This window comes from Synechocystis sp. FACHB-908, from assembly GCF_014698595.1.
GTDB lineage: Bacteria > Cyanobacteriota > Cyanobacteriia > Cyanobacteriales > Microcystaceae > Synechocystis.
Window position 1 is genome coordinate 91315 of record NZ_JACJTH010000027.1, and the last position, 16099, is coordinate 107413.

13 protein-coding genes are annotated in these 16099 nt (G+C 47.3%); 4 read left to right on the forward strand and 9 right to left on the reverse strand.

Going from position 1 to position 16099, the window contains the following annotated elements; all coding sequences use genetic code 11:
- The first annotated feature begins 38 nt into the window (after positions 1-38).
- A complete protein-coding gene (locus H6G46_RS09610; RefSeq protein WP_010874051.1) occupies positions 39-1040 on the forward strand; it encodes an adenosine kinase in 1002 nt (333 codons plus the stop codon).
- A 9-nt stretch (positions 1041-1049) separates the two neighbouring features.
- Here H6G46_RS09610 and corA read toward each other — a convergent pair whose 3' ends face one another.
- From corA to H6G46_RS18655, 8 genes are all read right to left on the reverse strand, one after another.
- Positions 1050-2213, reverse strand: a complete 1164-nt coding sequence (gene corA, locus H6G46_RS09615; RefSeq protein WP_010874052.1) for a magnesium/cobalt transporter CorA — start codon at positions 2211-2213, stop codon at positions 1050-1052.
- Positions 2214-2344: 131 nt separating this feature from the next.
- A complete protein-coding gene (uppS, locus tag H6G46_RS09620; RefSeq protein ID WP_010874053.1) occupies positions 2345-3094 on the reverse strand; it encodes a polyprenyl diphosphate synthase in 750 nt (249 codons plus the stop codon).
- Positions 3091-4002, reverse strand: a complete 912-nt coding sequence (gene cdaA, locus H6G46_RS09625) for a diadenylate cyclase CdaA (protein WP_010874054.1) — start codon at positions 4000-4002, stop codon at positions 3091-3093. The genes uppS and cdaA overlap by 4 nt, the downstream gene beginning before the upstream one ends.
- A gap of 42 nt (positions 4003-4044) precedes the next feature.
- On the reverse strand, positions 4045-5454 hold the full coding sequence (lysA, locus tag H6G46_RS09630) for a diaminopimelate decarboxylase (protein ID WP_010874055.1): 1410 nt from the start codon (positions 5452-5454) through the stop codon (positions 4045-4047).
- 168 nt (positions 5455-5622) lie between these two features.
- Positions 5623-7047 carry a GTP-binding protein gene (locus H6G46_RS09635; protein WP_010874056.1) on the reverse strand — a complete coding sequence of 475 codons (1425 nt, stop codon included), beginning with the start codon at positions 7045-7047 and terminating at the stop codon, positions 5623-5625.
- Position 7048: 1 nt separating this feature from the next.
- Complete coding sequence (gene argS, locus H6G46_RS09640) at positions 7049-8803, reverse strand: arginine--tRNA ligase (RefSeq protein ID WP_010874057.1); 1755 nt, start codon at positions 8801-8803, stop codon at positions 7049-7051.
- Between the two features lie 197 nt (positions 8804-9000).
- On the reverse strand, positions 9001-9957 hold the full coding sequence (gtrB, locus tag H6G46_RS09645; RefSeq protein ID WP_010874058.1) for a glycosyltransferase GtrB: 957 nt from the start codon (positions 9955-9957) through the stop codon (positions 9001-9003).
- A 72-nt stretch (positions 9958-10029) separates the two neighbouring features.
- Positions 10030-10158: a hypothetical protein gene (locus tag H6G46_RS18655; RefSeq protein WP_255345218.1), complete on the reverse strand. Its 129-nt coding sequence runs from the start codon at positions 10156-10158 to the stop codon at positions 10030-10032.
- Here H6G46_RS18655 and H6G46_RS09650 point away from each other — a divergent pair, their 5' ends adjacent.
- From H6G46_RS09650 to trpB, 3 genes are all read left to right on the forward strand, one after another.
- Positions 10159-10869, forward strand: coding sequence for a gamma-glutamyl-gamma-aminobutyrate hydrolase family protein (locus H6G46_RS09650; protein WP_010874059.1), 711 nt, complete (start codon positions 10159-10161; stop codon positions 10867-10869).
- Positions 10870-10948: 79 nt separating this feature from the next.
- Positions 10949-11545: an ATP-dependent Clp endopeptidase proteolytic subunit ClpP gene (clpP, locus tag H6G46_RS09655; protein WP_010874060.1), complete on the forward strand. Its 597-nt coding sequence runs from the start codon at positions 10949-10951 to the stop codon at positions 11543-11545.
- 77 nt (positions 11546-11622) lie between these two features.
- A complete protein-coding gene (gene trpB, locus H6G46_RS09660) occupies positions 11623-12861 on the forward strand; it encodes a tryptophan synthase subunit beta (RefSeq protein ID WP_010874061.1) in 1239 nt (412 codons plus the stop codon).
- A 70-nt stretch (positions 12862-12931) separates the two neighbouring features.
- On the opposite strand, the gene H6G46_RS09665 is transcribed toward trpB, so the two are convergent.
- Positions 12932-15904 (reverse strand): tetratricopeptide repeat protein, encoded by a 2973-nt coding sequence (locus tag H6G46_RS09665; protein ID WP_020861970.1) that lies wholly within the window; start codon positions 15902-15904, stop codon positions 12932-12934.
- Positions 15905-16099: the final 195 nt, after the last annotated feature.

A 16099-nucleotide genomic window follows, 5' to 3' on the forward strand; every position in this document is an offset into this window, starting at 1 on the left:
GATAACATTCGTTATAAAGTGGAATCCGTGAGGTTGCAATGGGTCACAAATACGATGTCTATGGCATGGGAAATGCCCTGGTGGATATGGAATTTGAGGTTACCCCAGAGCAGTTGGCCAGCCTAGGCATTGATAAAGGGGTGATGACCTTGGTGGAAGAGGCCAGGGAAAATGAATTAATTGCCCAATTGGCCCAACAGCGTGGCAAGCAAAGCAGTGGCGGATCAGCGGCCAATACTCTGGTGTCCCTGGCCCAACTGGGGGGTACGGGTTTTTATGCCTGCAAAGTGGGTAAGGATGAAGCGGGAGCCTTTTACCTCCAGGATTTGAACGATTGCGGCCTCGATACCAATCCCCACCATGAAACCGCTGGCGAAGGCATTACGGGCAAATGCTTAGTGTTTGTCACCCCCGATGCTGACCGCACCATGAATGCTTTTTTGGGCATTAGTGGCAGTTTGTCCGTAACCGAAATGGATTGGTCTGCTTTAAAACAGTCCCAATACCTTTACCTGGAAGGCTATCTGGTCACTTCCCCCAGTGCCAAAGCGGCCTGCATTGAAGCCAAGGCGATCGCCGAACAATCCGGGGTGAAAACCTGTCTATCCCTATCCGATCCCAACATGGCCAAATTTTTTCAAGACGGTTTAAAGGAAATGCTGGGGTCAGGGGTAGATCTACTATTCGCCAATGAAGCGGAAGCCCTGGAAATGGCCGGTACTTCAGACCTCAACCAGGCGATCGCCTACTGTAAAAGTATTGCCAAAAACTTTGCCCTGACCAGGGGCGGAGCAGGCTCACTAATTTTTGATGGTGAGAATTTATTGACCATTGGCACCCCCAAAGTCCAACCCATCGATACGGTGGGAGCGGGGGATATGTACGCTGGGGGATTTTTATATGGCCTAACCCATGGCATGGACTATGAAAAAGCTGGGCAATTGGCTTCGGAAACAGCCGCCAAAGTAGTTACCTGTTATGGTCCCCGCCTAGACACAGAAATTCTGCAAGAGATTTTACAGTCTGTTCAAGCAGTTTAGAACAAAAAGCTACTTTTCTCCCAAATCATAGGAGGGACTAAGCCAGCCCTTACGCCAGAAGAAATAGAGGGATCCTCCGGCAATTAAGAGCATCACTATCCAAGTAATATAGTAGCCCCAGCGGCTGTTTAGTTCTGGCATTTCTTTGAAGTTCATACCGTAAACCCCGGCAATAAAAGTTAGGGGAATAAAAATGGTAGAAATGACGGTCAAAAATTTCATTACTTCATTCATTTTATTGCTCATGGCAGTCATATAAACCTCCATTAAACTAGAAGCTAATTCCCGGTAAGCTTCGATAATATCTAACACCTGAATAATGTGATCGTAGCAATCTCGAAAGTAAATTCTTACGTCTGCTGTTACGATGGAATTGGTGGTGTCCCGCAGCAGCACATTCATCACATGGCGCAGGGGCCAAATCAACCTTCTCAGGGCTAAAAGTTCCCGGCGAATATGGTAAATTTCCTCCATTAATGAGCTGTTGGGATTACGAATAATGGTGTCTTCTAGGGCTTCAATGCGTTCTTCATAATCTTCCAAGAGGGGAAAATATTCATCAATTAACATATCAATTAACAAATAGCAAAGATAATCCGCTCCTTGTTGGCAAACTTTACCTTGATTGGTGCGAATTCTTTCCCTTAGGGGATTAAAACAATCAATAATGTGCCCTTCCTGGAAAGTTAATAGGTAACGTTTGCCCAACACAAAACTAACCTGCTCACTTTCAAAGCCATCTTCTTCCCGATTAGGACGCACCCGATGGGCAATAACCATCACATGGTCGTTATAATCTTCTACCTTTGCTCGCTGGGGGACGTTAACAATATCTTCTAAAAGTAGGGGGTGTAATTTAAAAATTTCCCCCACTTCCTTAAGCACTTCTTCACTGCCTAAACCTTCAATATCCATCCAAGAAACAGTATTTGTACCTAAATAAGGTCTCAGGGCATTGGGACTAATATCCGACTTTCGCACGGCATGGCTGGGGCTATAATCCACCAACACAATGCGGGAAGGGGGCGCATCGGGTTCAATGCTGAGGGTACCCGGTTCACTACCCGGCTCGTCATAGAAGTAGTCAAAATAATCTTCTTCTTCCTCTTCTTCTTGGGGATGACGCAGTTGGCGCAGGAGAAAATCCTCAATGCCGGGTTGGGTTTGGGGCATGGCAAAGGCTCAAGAAAACTAGTTGATTTTATCGCAGGCGGTTTAAAGTTTGTTTAACCTTTACACTTTACGATTTTGGCCGGCCTGATGGGCCAGTGGAACCAGTCAAATTTAATTTCTGGGCAGTGAATCTAAACCTTACCAAAGCGACGGTGTCTTTGTTGATAGTCTCGTAGGGCTAAATGGAATGCTTGGCGATCGAAGTCGGGCCAGAGGGTGGAGGTGACGTAAATTTCGGCGTAGGCCATTTGCCAGAGCAAAAAGTTGCTGATTCTCAATTCTCCACTGGTGCGGATAAGCAGGTCGGGATGGGATAAACCTTCGGTATAGAGATATTTTTCCACCACCCCTTCATCAATGGTTTCTGGGTCTAATTTCCCCGATTGTACTTCCCTGGCGATCGCCTGGCAGACATGGACAATTTCTTGGCGGCCGCCGTAGTTGGTGGCCACAGTGAAGCGGATCCCCGTATTGTTTTTGGTATCTTCCATGGAGCGGGCAATTTCATCCTGGAGGGAACGGGGCAGGGAAGTCAGATTACCGACAAAACGAATGCGGACGTTTTCCGCCATCATTTCCTTTAATTCCCGCCGTAGCACCCGCTCAAACAGGGTCATCAAAAATTCCACTTCTTCCAGGGGACGGCCCCAATTTTCGGTAGAAAAAGCATAGGCCGTCAGGGCCGCAATGCCCCAATCATCGCAACAACGCAACAAATTTTTTAGGGAGTCCACCCCCCGTTGATGGCCCATAATCCTTGGCATACCCCTTTGTTTTGCCCAGCGGCCATTCCCATCCATGATGACCGCCACATGTTGGGGTAACCGTTGCTGGTCCAAATCCGGCGGTAATGTTTCTAAGATGACAGGTTTAATAGTCATTTTTTGTCGTTTTGGGCAGTTGAGGAAGGCAGCCAAAGCAAACGCCTGAGTATTCCCCAACTTTGGTTACTCAGGCTACGGCTCAGGCGGCTAAGTTGGGGGGTAACGGACTCCCGCTCCGTGGGGGGGGCATATTCAGTTTCTAGCAATTCCTTTAGTTTACTGCTAGTGAGGGGACGGTTGAGATTTCCCCCCTGGGCCAGGGTAATGGAGCCGGTTTCCTCGGAAACGACAATACAAAGACAATTTTCACTTTTTTCGGTAATGCCCATGGCGGCCCGGTGCCTGGTGCCCAACTGGCGGGATGCACTGCGTTCTGAGAGGGGCAAAATAACCCCGGCGGCTACTAAGCGGGAGCCCCTGATAAAAATGGCCCCATCGTGGAGCAAGGTTTTGGGCTGGAAAATGGTTTGTAACAATTCCTTCGACAGCTTACTGTCAATGGCGACTCCCCGATTGAGGAAAATACGGCTGTCTAGAATGCCCTGGGCTTCCATCACCATGAGGGCGCCAATCCGATTTTGGGACAGTTCCTTGACCGCATCGACAATTTCGTCAATGGCATCGGTGCTGGGGGGGCTAGAACTACGCCGCCGCAGTAATTCTAAAAATCTCCCCTGGCCAAGCAGTTCTAAAAATCGCCTCAGTTCTGCCTGGAAGATCACTGCCAAGGCCACTGCTGTACCCAAGACAAATTTTTCCAGCACAAATTTCAACAATTCTAAATGCAGGCGATCGCTCACCAGTTGAGCCACCATCAACACCAACAGTCCCCGCATAATCCACAGGATTTGATTTTCGCCAAAGACCCGGCTTAGTAGGTAAAACAAACCGATGACTAAACCAAGATCGAGGGCGCCATGGAAAAAGGGGAGCAGGGAAGTAAGATCCGGGGGAAAGCCCGACATGGGTAAGGGGAGATGGTCGTTAGGGTGGGGGTAGGGAAAGGTTTAGGACAGTAGACGGTTGGGTAGACAATCCTGGCGCAATAGGTCGGTGTAGGTTTCCCGTTGCAGAATCAGGTTTGCTTGTCCTTGGTTTACTAGTACAGCGGCGGGGCGACCTAAACGGTTGTAGTTGGAAGCCATGCTGTGGTTATAAGCACCAGTGGCAGCCACTACCATAATGTCCCCTGGTTCGGCGGCGGGTAGGGCCACATCCTTAACGAGAATATCGCCGGACTCACAATGTTTCCCGGCCACGGTGACAGTTTCGGTAATTTCGTCGTTCATCCGGTTGGCTAGGGCAACGCGATACACCGATTGGTAGGTGATGGGGCGGGGATTGTCGGACATGCCGCCATCGACGGAAATATAGGTGCGAATATTGGGCACAACTTTACGCCCTCCCACCCGATAGGCCGTTACACAGGCAGACCCCACCAGGGAACGTCCCGGCTCAGCAATCAGTTTGGGGTAGGGGATGTTCTGGCGATCGCAGGCTTTGGCAACGGAGATGGCCGCCACTTGGGCCCATTCTTCGATACTGGGGGGATCATCACTTTCGGTGTAGCAAATCCCTAGGCCACCGCCGATGTTCAATTCCGTCAGGGGCAAGCCGTAGGTCAAGCCTTTGGTAAACCATTGCACTAACACTTCCCCTAAATCTTTGTGGGGTTGACGCTCAAAAATTTGGGAGCCGATGTGGGCATGGAGTCCGAGACAATGGAGTGAGGGTTGTTGGGCAATGTAGGTGAAAACCGCTTCTAGTTGGTTGGGATCAAAGCCAAATTTGCTGTCCAGATGCCCCGTTTTAATATATTCATGGGTGTGGCATTCGATGCCTGGGGTGAGGCGCAACATAATCTTTACCGGTGCCCCTGAGTCGGCCGCTAGTTTGGTCAGGGTTTCCAGTTCCAACCAGTTATCGACAATGATGGTGCAGTTAATGGCGATCGCCTCTTGGAGTTCCTGCACCGATTTGTTATTGCCGTGGAAGTAAATTTTTTCTGCAATCTCAGCTTCGTCCCAGCCTAATTGCTTCAGGGCTGAAACCGTGGTGAATAATTCCCCGCCGGATACGACATCAAATCCCAACCCTTCCTGGGCGGCGATCGCCACTACGGCTAAACAACTCCAGGCTTTGGAAGCGTAGATTACTTGACTGGAACCCGGATAGTGGGCTTGGAAGGATTGACGATACTGCTGGGCCGCTTGCCGCAGGGTGGTTTCATCCAAAATGTAGAGGGGAGAACCAAACTGTTCCACCAAGGCTGGGACGGAGCAACCACCAATTTCTAGTTCACCGTTTTTATTAATAACGGCCGTCAACGGTAAAAGATTTTGGTTGGGGGAGGGGGAGGCCGGGGTTTTTAATAAGGTGCTTCCGGTGGTTGGAAGGGGCATTTCAGTGGAGAGCATGGCAGGGGGATTTTTAATACAGATAAAATTTAGTCGGACTGGTCGGACATCGGAGCTACAACAACCGGGGGCAAAGCAAAACCCTAAAAGTATCAATAACTCTTGTAATATCCCAGTTTATCAATCTTAGGGATGATTGTTTTCCTTCTTTTTTGGCTGTAACTATGGTCAAGGAGAGGGGGACACAATTCTTTCTGGAGTTAATTTTTCCTGCAGTTCTTGCTTAATGCGGGCCATAACGGAATTTTGATCCAAAGAGTTGAGAATATCCCGCACCACTGTCCTTGGCCCCGTTTCTCCCCAGGCGGCCCCATTGGCTAAATAGGTTTTGGTCACTTGACCGATCGCCAAGGTGGACACTCCGGCCACACTAGCTTGGGTGAGGGCAACGGAAATATAGGGGGCCAAGGCCAATCCCCCGGTTAAGGGCACCGTCAAACCGAGTAAACCCTTGAGGGAACTAAGGCCCAACCCCGCCAAAAATTCGCTGGCAGTGATGCCCCCCATACTCACCCCAATTTTTTGCAACAGGGCGATCGCCGCCGTTTGGGTCATGGGCAAACCATACAGCTTGGAAAGGGAAATAATCAGAGCCACATCCACCACTGCTCCGCTGAATAAATCCAGCACGGTCACCGGATTGAGAGCAATGGCCGTCGCCTTGACCATTACTGCTTTTTGGAGAATGGTATTGGCTTGGCTGTCCCGCAAACGCATTTTTTGTTGCACTAATTTATCATTCAGATTATCAGCACAAAGTAAAGTATTTAAAGCTACTAAAGATTTCCCTTCCCGTTGCAATAAATCAATGATTTTTAAGCGCAAATTATCAACTTTTGCTTCCCCCCGATATTGGTAACGCTCCAATTTTCCCTGGGTATTTTCCCTCAATTCTGTCACCAAGGGACTGGCAGAAACTAAGACAATTTCTTCTGGAGACAATAATTCTTTCACCCGTTCATCGCGAATTTTTTCATAAATTAATTGCTGATCCGTCGCCGGATATTGATCAATTTTATTAAATACTAGCAACATGGGTTTGCCCACCGCCCGCAATCGGGACAAGGCTTGGAATTCCACTTGGGACATATCCCCGGCAATGACAAACAAAATTAAATCTACCTGTTGGGCCACGGCGATCGCCAATTGTTCCCGTTCTTGACCCTTTACTTCATCAATGCCCGGTGTATCAATTAATTGTAATTGGGCATTGCCCCAACCAGAAATGGTAACGGTGGACAATCCGTCAGCTTGGTTCAGTTGCCAGGAAGCAGATTGTTGGGTCTGGGTAACACCATGGACTGGCCCAGTGGTGAAAACTTGCTCACCTAAAAGAGCATTGAGCAGGGAAGATTTCCCCCTTCCCACTAAACCAAAAGCCGCAATTTGCACTACTCCTTGGTTTAAATTTTCTAGCATGGTACAGAGGTGGCTAATTTCCTTTTCCAGTCCCTGTTTTTCCGTAGTATCGAGATCAATTTGTTCAACGATCGCCGTCAAACTAGCCTGGGCTTGCTGATAATTTAAATCTTCTTGAATCGCGCTAATAATATCTAAAGTTTGGTCTAAATCAGTCAAGGAATTATTATTCATGCTACATCCTGTCTAAAACCGGAATGCCCAATAAAGACAGACCCAATTTCAGCGTTCTGGCTGTGAGATCACAGAGCAATAAACGGGAACCGCGCTGGGGATCGCTTGCCTTCAATACTGGACAATTTTCGTAAAAACGGTTGAAAACTTTGCTTAATTCGTAAAGATAATCACAAAGGCGATTGGGTAATAAACTAATTTCCACCGTTTCAATTACGTCAGCAAATTGTAAAAGATTTTTAGCCAAAACTAACTCGGTTGGTTCAGTCAACACAATTTCACCGCTGTCCATCTGAGCAAAATCAATGCCCCCTTCCCGACTAATACTTTGAATGCGGGCGTAGGCATAGAGCATATAGGGAGCCGTATTGCCCTGGAGAGCCAACATTTTGTCAAAACTAAACACATAATCACTGGTGCGATTTTGGCTAAGGTCGGCATATTTCACTGCCCCAATGCCCACCCGTTGGGCAACTTCCGTCTTAAATTCTTCAGTTTCTGATCGTTCTTCTGCTGTTAAACGGGTTTCTAAATCCTGTCTTGCTCGAGTTACGGCTTCCGTTAGCAAATCCTTTAAACGAATGGTGTCCCCCGCCCTAGTTTTTAGTTTTTTGCCATCTTCCCCCTTGACCAAACCAAACGGCACATGGACTACTTGAGTCGGGTCAGTCAGAATGCCAGCTTTTTCAGCTACCTGGAAAAATTGAGCAAAATGATTAGCTTGCCCCGCATCGGTGACATAAATGATCTTCTCAGCGCCATCGGTGTTTAAGCGATAATTCAATGCGGCCAAGTCCGTGGTGGCATAGTTATAACCCCCGTCGGATTTTTGCACTATTAACGGTAGGCGATCGCCGTCCTTATTAGTAAAGCCATCGAGGAAAACGCATTGAGCACCGTTATCTTCCACCAGCAAATCTTTTTCCTGCAATAGTTCCACCACACCGGGCAAAAAGGGATTATAAAATGATTCTCCCCGTTCCTCAATGGTGATATCTAAGCAGTCATAAATCAGTTGAAATTCCCGTCGAGATTGCTCACAAAGTAATTGCCAAGCTTTAATACTTTTCGCATCCCCTGCCTGGAGCGCAACCACCGCTTGACGGGAAGTTTCCCGAAATTGTTCATCTTGGTCAAATCTTTGTTTAGCTTGCTTATAAAAGGTGACTAGATCGCCAATATCCAGCGCATCCGCAGTCACTAATGCCTCTGGATAAACCTCTTTTAAATAGGTAATTAACATACCAAATTGGGTGCCCCAGTCTCCCACGTGGTTGAGGCGCAAAACATCATAGCCTCGGAATTCCAGTACCCGAGCTAAACAATCCCCAATAATGGTAGACCGGAGATGACCCACATGCATTTCCTTCGCAATATTGGGACTTGAAAAATCTACCACTATCCGTTCTTCGCCTTTAACTAATGACACTCCTAACTGTTGATTTTGCTGAAGTTTAATTAATTGTTCCCCCAGATAATCAGGCAATAACTTGATGTTAATAAAACCTGGCCCAGCAATGGTTAACGGTTCACAAATTTCGCTTAAATTAACTTTATCCACAATCTCCATGGCGATCGCCCGGGGCGGTTGACCCAACTGCTTAGCTAAGGGCAGGGCAATGTTGCATTGAAAATCACCAAATTTAGGATTGGAAGCCGGTACCACTAGGGGAGTGGGTAGGGTAACATCAGATGGAAACTGACCTTCCAGAGCTTGGGCAAAGTGATCATTAAGTTGGGTCAGAATCGATACCATGGACGATGATGTTAGGGGAAGTGAACGTTAAATAATCAAAAACTAAGGGCTGGGCTGGACAATAATGCCCCATGATAAGCCCCGATGTAACCAGTATATTAGATTAGTTGCCCTAAGTGATTTATACAATAGAATTTATCGACTATCAACACTAACTTCCAGGGTAATCAATGGCCATAAAAATGCCATATTTCCGCCTAATTAAGTTTTTCCAATGGCAAATATTCTAGTCCCCAAAGATCACTAACTAAATATAAAGGTCTAGCTTTTACTTCTTCATAAACCCGACCTAAATATTCCCCAATCACGCCTAAACTAATTAACTGCACTCCCCCAAGAAATAAGATAGCCACCATTAGGGAGGCGTAGCCTGGCACATCAACACCAAGGGTTATGGTTTTCAAAATCAAAAAGCTAGCGTAGGCTAAGGATAACAGTGAAATGATTGATCCAAGGTAAGTCCAGACTTTGAGGGGAAGTAAACTAAAAGAAAAAATGCCGTCCAAAGCAAAATTCCAGAGTTTCCAATAGTTCCATTTTGTTTGTCCTTGGAAGCGGGGTTCCCGATCAAATAAAACGAAAGTTTGGCGGTAACCCACCCAGGCAAATAAACCTTTCATAAAGCGAGTTCTTTCCGGTAGCTGCTTAATCGCATTAACCACCTTGCGGTCCATTAAACGAAAATCGCCAGTATTGGGAGGAATTTTAATTTCCGTCATGCGCCCAATCACTTTGTAAAACATTTTGGCGGTGAATTGTTTTACCCACGTTTCCCCCTGCCGTGAACGACGGGTGGCATAGACAATATCATAACCTTCCCGCCATTTATCAACTAACTCATGGATCAATTCCGGTGGATCTTGCAGGTCGGCGTCGATGGGAATAACAGCGTTGCCTTGGGCGTAATCAATGCCAGCGGAAAGGGCAATTTCTTTGCCAAAGTTACGAGACAGATTAACAATCTTAATTTGGCGATTACTTTGATAGCAATCAATTAATTGTTTGAGGGTTTTATCCTTACTACCGTCGTTAACACAAATAATTTCGTAGGTAATTTTGAGGGGAGTCAGCACCTCCAGCAAACGGGCAAATAAATGCTCAAGGTTATCTTCCTCGTTGTACATTGGAATCACAATAGACAGTTCAATGGTCATAGATGTAACTTATTTCCTGTCAATTTAGTCAGTGCATTAACGCCGTTGCCCAATGGAGTGATCTAGTTAGAATCAATGCAGTTGGTTAATGGAACCTACTGTTACCATGCCGATCGCCAGTGGTCTATAAATAATTTCGTTCCTCGGCACTGGCTTGGGTAATTCCGTAGCATTTCCAGAATATTTCCAGAAAATTACCATATGCAAGCTCACTTTTTCCAGCACGTTCCCTTTGAAAATCTTGGTGCCATTGAACGTTGGCTCAGGGCTAAAGGTTACGCCATCAGTCAAACCGCTTTTTTTCAGCCATCTTTTAGCCTTCCTTCTTTGGACGCCATTGACCTGTTGATTGTCCTGGGCGGCCCCATGAGTGTCAACGATGAGGCGCAATATCCCTGGTTGGTGCAGGAAAAGGAATTCATCCGTCAGGCGATCGCCGTTGGGAAACCGATATTAGGTATTTGCCTGGGGGCCCAACTCATGGCCAATGCCCTAGGGGCAAAAGTTTATCCCAACGCTGTCAAGGAAATTGGCTGGTTTCCCATCATGGGGCAAGAAGGTAAATCACAGTCAGGTTCATTCCAGTTTCCCCCCAGCCTTGAAGTTTTCCACTGGCACGGTGAAACCTTTGATTTACCCCCAGGGGCAGAGTTAATTGCCTCCAGCCAAGCTTGTCAGCATCAGGCTTTCCAAATTGGGCGATCGGCGATCGGTCTGCAATGCCATTTGGAAACTACCCCCACAGCGGCCCAGGCTTTAGTAGACAATTGTGCTGATGAATTGATCCTTGGCCCCTTTGTGCAGGATGCCACCACTATTTTGGCCGATAACCAAGCTAGATTTGCCACCATGGGCGCAGTTCTAGTCCAATTGCTGGAATATCTACACCATCAAGTTATTACCCCTGCCTAATCCCCTGGCTCCCAATCCCTAGAAGCGGAGAATATGGCACAATCTAGGGAGAATACTACGGTAACAACACCATCTCCCCATGATTCCAACCGTCATTGAAACGTCTGGGCGTGGCGATCGCGCCTTTGATATTTATTCCCGCCTACTCCGGGAGCGGATTGTCTTCCTGGGGCAAGAAGTCCGGGATGAGAACGCCAATTTAGTTGTTGCCCAACTGCTGTTTTTGGAAGCGGAAGATCCGGAAAAAGACATTTATCTTTACATCAACTCCCCCGGAGGCTCGGTGTCGGCAGGACTAGGAATTTTCGACACCATGAACCAGATCCGCCCCGATGTGTGTACCATCTGCATCGGTTTAGCGGCCAGCATGGGGGCTTTTCTCCTTAGTGCTGGAGCCAAAGGTAAGCGCATGAGTTTGCCCAACTCCCGCATCATGATTCACCAACCCCTAGGGGGAGCCCAGGGCCAAGCCACGGATATTGAAATTCAAGCCAAAGAGATTCTTTATCTTAAAGCACTACTTAACCAACATTTGGCCAACCACACTGGCAAATCCCTAGAGGAAATTACCGCCGATACGGAACGGGATTTCTTTATGTCCGCTGAGGAATCGAAGGAATATGGCTTGATTGACCAGGTAATTAACCGTCGTCCTTCCGCCAGTGACCCTATTTAACCGCTGTATTAGCTCCCCAATAGCTGTTACAAATTGACCCGACCATAAAACTTTCCCAATTCCCTTCCTGACTGTCCGTGAACATTACTTCCCCTCTTTCTGCCCCTAGTCATCAGTATCCCGACGCCCTGGGTCGTTTTGGCAATTATGGCGGCAAATATGTGCCTGAAACTTTAATGCCGGCTCTGACGGAGTTGGAGGAAGCTTACTATCGCTACCGGGCGGAGAGTTCCTTTCAGGAAGAGTTAGCGGGGTTATTAAAAGACTATGTGGGCCGTTCCTCTCCCCTATATTTTGCGGAAAGATTAAGCGCCCATTACGCCCGTCCCGACGGAACCTATCCTTTGATTTACCTCAAACGAGAAGATTTAAACCATACGGGGGCCCACAAAATTAATAACGCCCTGGGCCAGGTTCTCCTTGCCAAACGCATGGGGAAAAAGCGGATCATTGCCGAAACTGGTGCTGGTCAACACGGGGTGGCAACGGCTACGGTGTGTGCTCGCTTTGGCTTGGAATGCATCATCTACATGGGGGTGCAGGATATGGAGCGGCAAAAGCTGAATGTCTTTCGCATGAATTTGCTGGGGGCCAGGGTGCAACCAGTCACAGCGGGCACTGGAACCCTCAAGGATGCTACCTCTGAAGCAATCCGGGATTGGGTCACCAATGTGGAAACTACCCATTACATTCTTGGCTCTGTGGCCGGACCCCATCCTTACCCCATGATGGTGCGGGACTTCCACCGGGTCATTGGCCAGGAAACTCGCCAACAGGCATTGAAAAAATGGGGCGGTCTGCCGGATATCTTGCTGGCTTGTGTGGGGGGCGGCTCCAACGCCATGGGGCTGTTCTACGATTTCATTGATGAGCCAGCAGTGCGGTTAATTGGTATCGAAGCGGCAGGGGAAAGCATTGTCTCCGGTAAGCATGCGGCCACTTTAACCATGGGTAAACCGGGGGTGTTACATGGGGCCATGAGTTATTTACTCCAGGATAAGGAGGGTCAAGTAACGGAAGCCCATTCCATTAGTGCTGGTTTAGATTATCCCGGTGTGGGCCCAGAACATAGCTATCTCAAGGATGCGGGACGGGCAGAATATTACAGTGTCACCGACCAAGAGGCGATCACCGCTTTGCAGAGATTATCGCAATTGGAAGGAATTATTCCTGCTCTGGAAACTGCCCATGCCTTTGCCTACCTAGAGACTCTCTGCCCGCAACTGAAAAATGGCGAGCGGATTGTGATCAACTGCTCCGGCCGCGGGGATAAGGACGTACAAACGGTGGCTAAATATCTCCAGATGGAAATTTAACCGGTCAAATTTTCCTTAAAAGTGGCTTTGACAATGGATTAATTTCCCCAGGCCCAGGGAAAAAGAATAATTACTCTGCTTCCCCGATTAGGGTAAAAGCGCCCCAATAATAGGGCTCCGGATACTCTTCCTTGAGTTGGAGCATGGCTTGGCGGAGGGCAGCGGCTTTGCCTAATCCCTGCTGTTGCCATTTTTGGTAAAACTCGGTCATCAGTTTTTCTGTGGAAGCATCATCCACACTCCAGAGGCTAACCAAAATACTTGGTACCCCCGCCGCAATTAGGGAACGGGAAAGGCCGATTACCCCATCGCCGGTGATTTCTCCCTGGCCTGTGTCACAGGCACTAAGGATGGCAATGTCCGCATGGAGGGGGTTAGTTTCAAAATGGTCAAAAATCTCCGCCGCTGTGATGCGCCCCGGGGTGCTCAGTAAATCTTCTTTGCTTTGGTCCGGTTCCGCCGTCAGGTAAATGGCGCTTTCCAAACCGTTTTGCTCGTCAAAGCTGGCATGGGTGGCAAAATGCAACACTTCAGCCCGGGGCATTTGGGCCAAGACCGCTGCTTCCCTAGCTTGTTTACCGATTAGGGGTTGCACCCCCAACAGTTGACCAATTTGTTTTGCTTCATTAGCGGCATTGGTTAAATTATCGAGGTTATCGGGATAGGGGTAGGGATTGCCCACCACTAGGGCCGGGGTCAGATTTAATGCCTGCTGTTTGAGCCGTTGTTTTTGTTGGGCCGTTTGGGCTAGTACCTGGATGGAAGGGGCCGTGAGGATGGTGTGTTTCTCAATTAAATACTGACCATTACTGTCCTGGAGAGCGGGAAAGGGAATGCCAAATAAGGCTCCCTGAGGAATAAAAATAATAGGGGCATCGGCATTGTTGGGTAACAGGTCGGCAATGGGGTCGATCAGAATTTGGTGAAGTTGTTGTAGGGAGGCGCTGGCTTCCTGGGCGGTGCGGCGGGCAATGATATCAGAAGGCGATCGCCTGGTGACGGATTGTCTAGTGGTTTGGAGTAACTGCACAAAATCCACGTCTTGCAAATCTTGGTTGAAGTCCATCTGGCGGAATTCCATGGTGCCGTTGGGGGCAATGACATAGATGTACAGCTTGATTGGGGAAGCGAGATCCTTGGTGGGAATCAGAGCGTAGGTGACCAGGGTACTTTGGCGATCGCCAGCAATTTTTTTCAGGGCGGCAATGGTGGGTTTTTCGGTGGGGATAAAATTAGCATCTCGGGCAAAACGTTTATTGAGCAGTTCTACTAAGGCCCTGGCCCGGCCCCGTTCAGCAACTTCCAAAGCTACAGCGGGTTCATTTTGGGCAATTAAACTTTCCTGTAAACGAAAATAATTGTACAGATAGGTATCAAAGTAGGAAACTTTTAGTTCATCACTTAAATCTTCGCTGTTAATTGATTCAAATAAATCGATAGCTTGGGTTAAAAATAAGGTAGATTTGTCATATTTTCTTTGATCAAATTCGACGTAACCAATATTGCTGAGAATGGTTGCTTCTAGCCCCACATTTTTAACTGCTCGACTGAGGGACAAAGCCTGTTCGTAGTAATTTAATGCCTGGTCATAATCCTCACGGGCATAGTAAATTGTCCCAATATTATTTAAGGTTAAAGCTTCCCCATCCCGGTCTTTAATTTCCCGACGTAGGACTAACGCTTGTTGATAATAGTCCATGGCTTGATTAAGTTCACCCAAGCCGTCATACACGTAACCAATATTGCTCAAAATTGCTCCTTCCACCAGGCGATCGCCAGTTTCTTGGGATATTTTTAGGGCTTCTTTGTAGTAGGTTAAAGCTTCATCTTTTTCACCAACACTATCATAGAGCAATGCAATATTATTTAGTCGTATCCCTTCCCCAGAGCGATCACCTACCAATCGGGCTAACTCCAAAGCCTGTTGATAATATTCTAGGGCCTGGGCTTTTTGCCCCAATCCATCTAAAACTAAGGCGATGTTACTAATGACTGAACCTTGGAGGGATTGGTCCCCCACCGCCTCCGCAATGATTAAAGATTCGATGTAATATTGCAGAGCCTTATCCTTTTCGCCAAAGCCATCGTACACCAAAGCAATGTTATTTAAACGCACTGCTTCCCCCTGGCGATCGCCCACTGAACGGGACATGGTTAGGGCTTCTTGGTAATATTCCAGTGCCTTCTCCCTTTCTCCTAAGTTGTTATAAGCCAAGCCAATATTGCTGAGGCTAGTGCCGATGGTTTCTAAATCATTGAGGCTTTTTCCTAAGGCTAGGGCTTCAGCGTAATATTGCAAAGCTTTTTCACTTTCTCCTAAGTTATCGTAGGCTACTCCCAAGTTATTAATGGTGGTCATTTCTTCGGTTTTGTCGCCAGCTTGACGGATTAAAACCAGAGCCTGTTGATAAAAATCAATGGCTTTTTTTCGATCTGCTAAGGCATTATAAATACTACCAATATTATTTAGGGTAGCTCCCTCTAGGGCCTTATCTTGCAACTGTTGGGCCAAGGGAATCGCTTGTTCATAATAGGCCAGAGCTTGGGATTTTTCGCCAAAGTCAGAATAGATGGTGCCTAAACGATTGAGAGCAAATACTGTTTCCCGATTAACAATGCCTATTTGCCGATAAAATTCCAAACCTTGGGTAAATAATTCGATGGCCTGGAGTAAGGATTCCTTTGAACCTTCATCCATCATGGCCTGGGCTTTAATTAAGGATTGATGCCCTTGGATTTCGACTAGTTGGTTAGCATCGGGCAGAATAATTTGCAGTTTATATTTTCCCGTTACCCCTGATTTATTACTAGTAACCACTACCCCATACCCTTGGGGATCGATTTGATTGATTAAAATCCCCGCATTAGTGTCATATAAATCATCATTTTCTGCCAACTTATTACCTTCCCCATCCATCAAGATTAAATAAGGATCAAAATCTTGGCTTTCTAGGTAAATTAAGACGGGCTGATCCGCCGTTAATTTGAGGGGATAAAGGTCAAAAATTACTCCATTGTCCGCACTTAAATCCCCCGCTTCCAACTCTCCGACGGCGCTATCAATAATTTCTACCTGTTCTTGGCTATAGGCAGGGCAGGAAAGAAAAAAAAACTAAGAATTAATAGCCAAGGGCAGCGCATGGTGGTTTCTCCAGGCAAAAGTCAGAATTAGTCGAGATCAGCTAGGGGAAGTGAGCAAAAACTATAATTATTAGCTAGTTATTGATAGGCTATTGTT

What these genes read in the sequence shown, in the direction of transcription:
- clpP (WP_010874060.1), top strand. Translation starts at nt 10,949, where the DNA reads ATGATTCCAACCGTCATTGAAACGTCTGGGCGTGGCGATCGCGCCTTT.
- argS (WP_010874057.1), bottom strand. Translation starts at nt 8,803, where the DNA reads ATGGTATCGATTCTGACCCAACTTAATGATCACTTTGCCCAAGCTCTG.
- lysA (WP_010874055.1), bottom strand. Translation starts at nt 5,454, where the DNA reads ATGCTCTCCACTGAAATGCCCCTTCCAACCACCGGAAGCACCTTATTA.
- gtrB (WP_010874058.1), bottom strand. Translation starts at nt 9,957, where the DNA reads ATGACCATTGAACTGTCTATTGTGATTCCAATGTACAACGAGGAAGAT.
- H6G46_RS09610 (WP_010874051.1), top strand. Translation starts at nt 39, where the DNA reads ATGGGTCACAAATACGATGTCTATGGCATGGGAAATGCCCTGGTGGAT.
- corA (WP_010874052.1), bottom strand. Translation starts at nt 2,213, where the DNA reads ATGCCCCAAACCCAACCCGGCATTGAGGATTTTCTCCTGCGCCAACTG.
- H6G46_RS18655 (WP_255345218.1), bottom strand. Translation starts at nt 10,158, where the DNA reads ATGGTAATTTTCTGGAAATATTCTGGAAATGCTACGGAATTACCCAAG.
- cdaA (WP_010874054.1), bottom strand. Translation starts at nt 4,002, where the DNA reads ATGTCGGGCTTTCCCCCGGATCTTACTTCCCTGCTCCCCTTTTTCCAT.
- H6G46_RS09635 (WP_010874056.1), bottom strand. Translation starts at nt 7,047, where the DNA reads ATGAATAATAATTCCTTGACTGATTTAGACCAAACTTTAGATATTATT.
- H6G46_RS09650 (WP_010874059.1), top strand. Translation starts at nt 10,159, where the DNA reads ATGCAAGCTCACTTTTTCCAGCACGTTCCCTTTGAAAATCTTGGTGCC.
- uppS (WP_010874053.1), bottom strand. Translation starts at nt 3,094, where the DNA reads ATGACTATTAAACCTGTCATCTTAGAAACATTACCGCCGGATTTGGAC.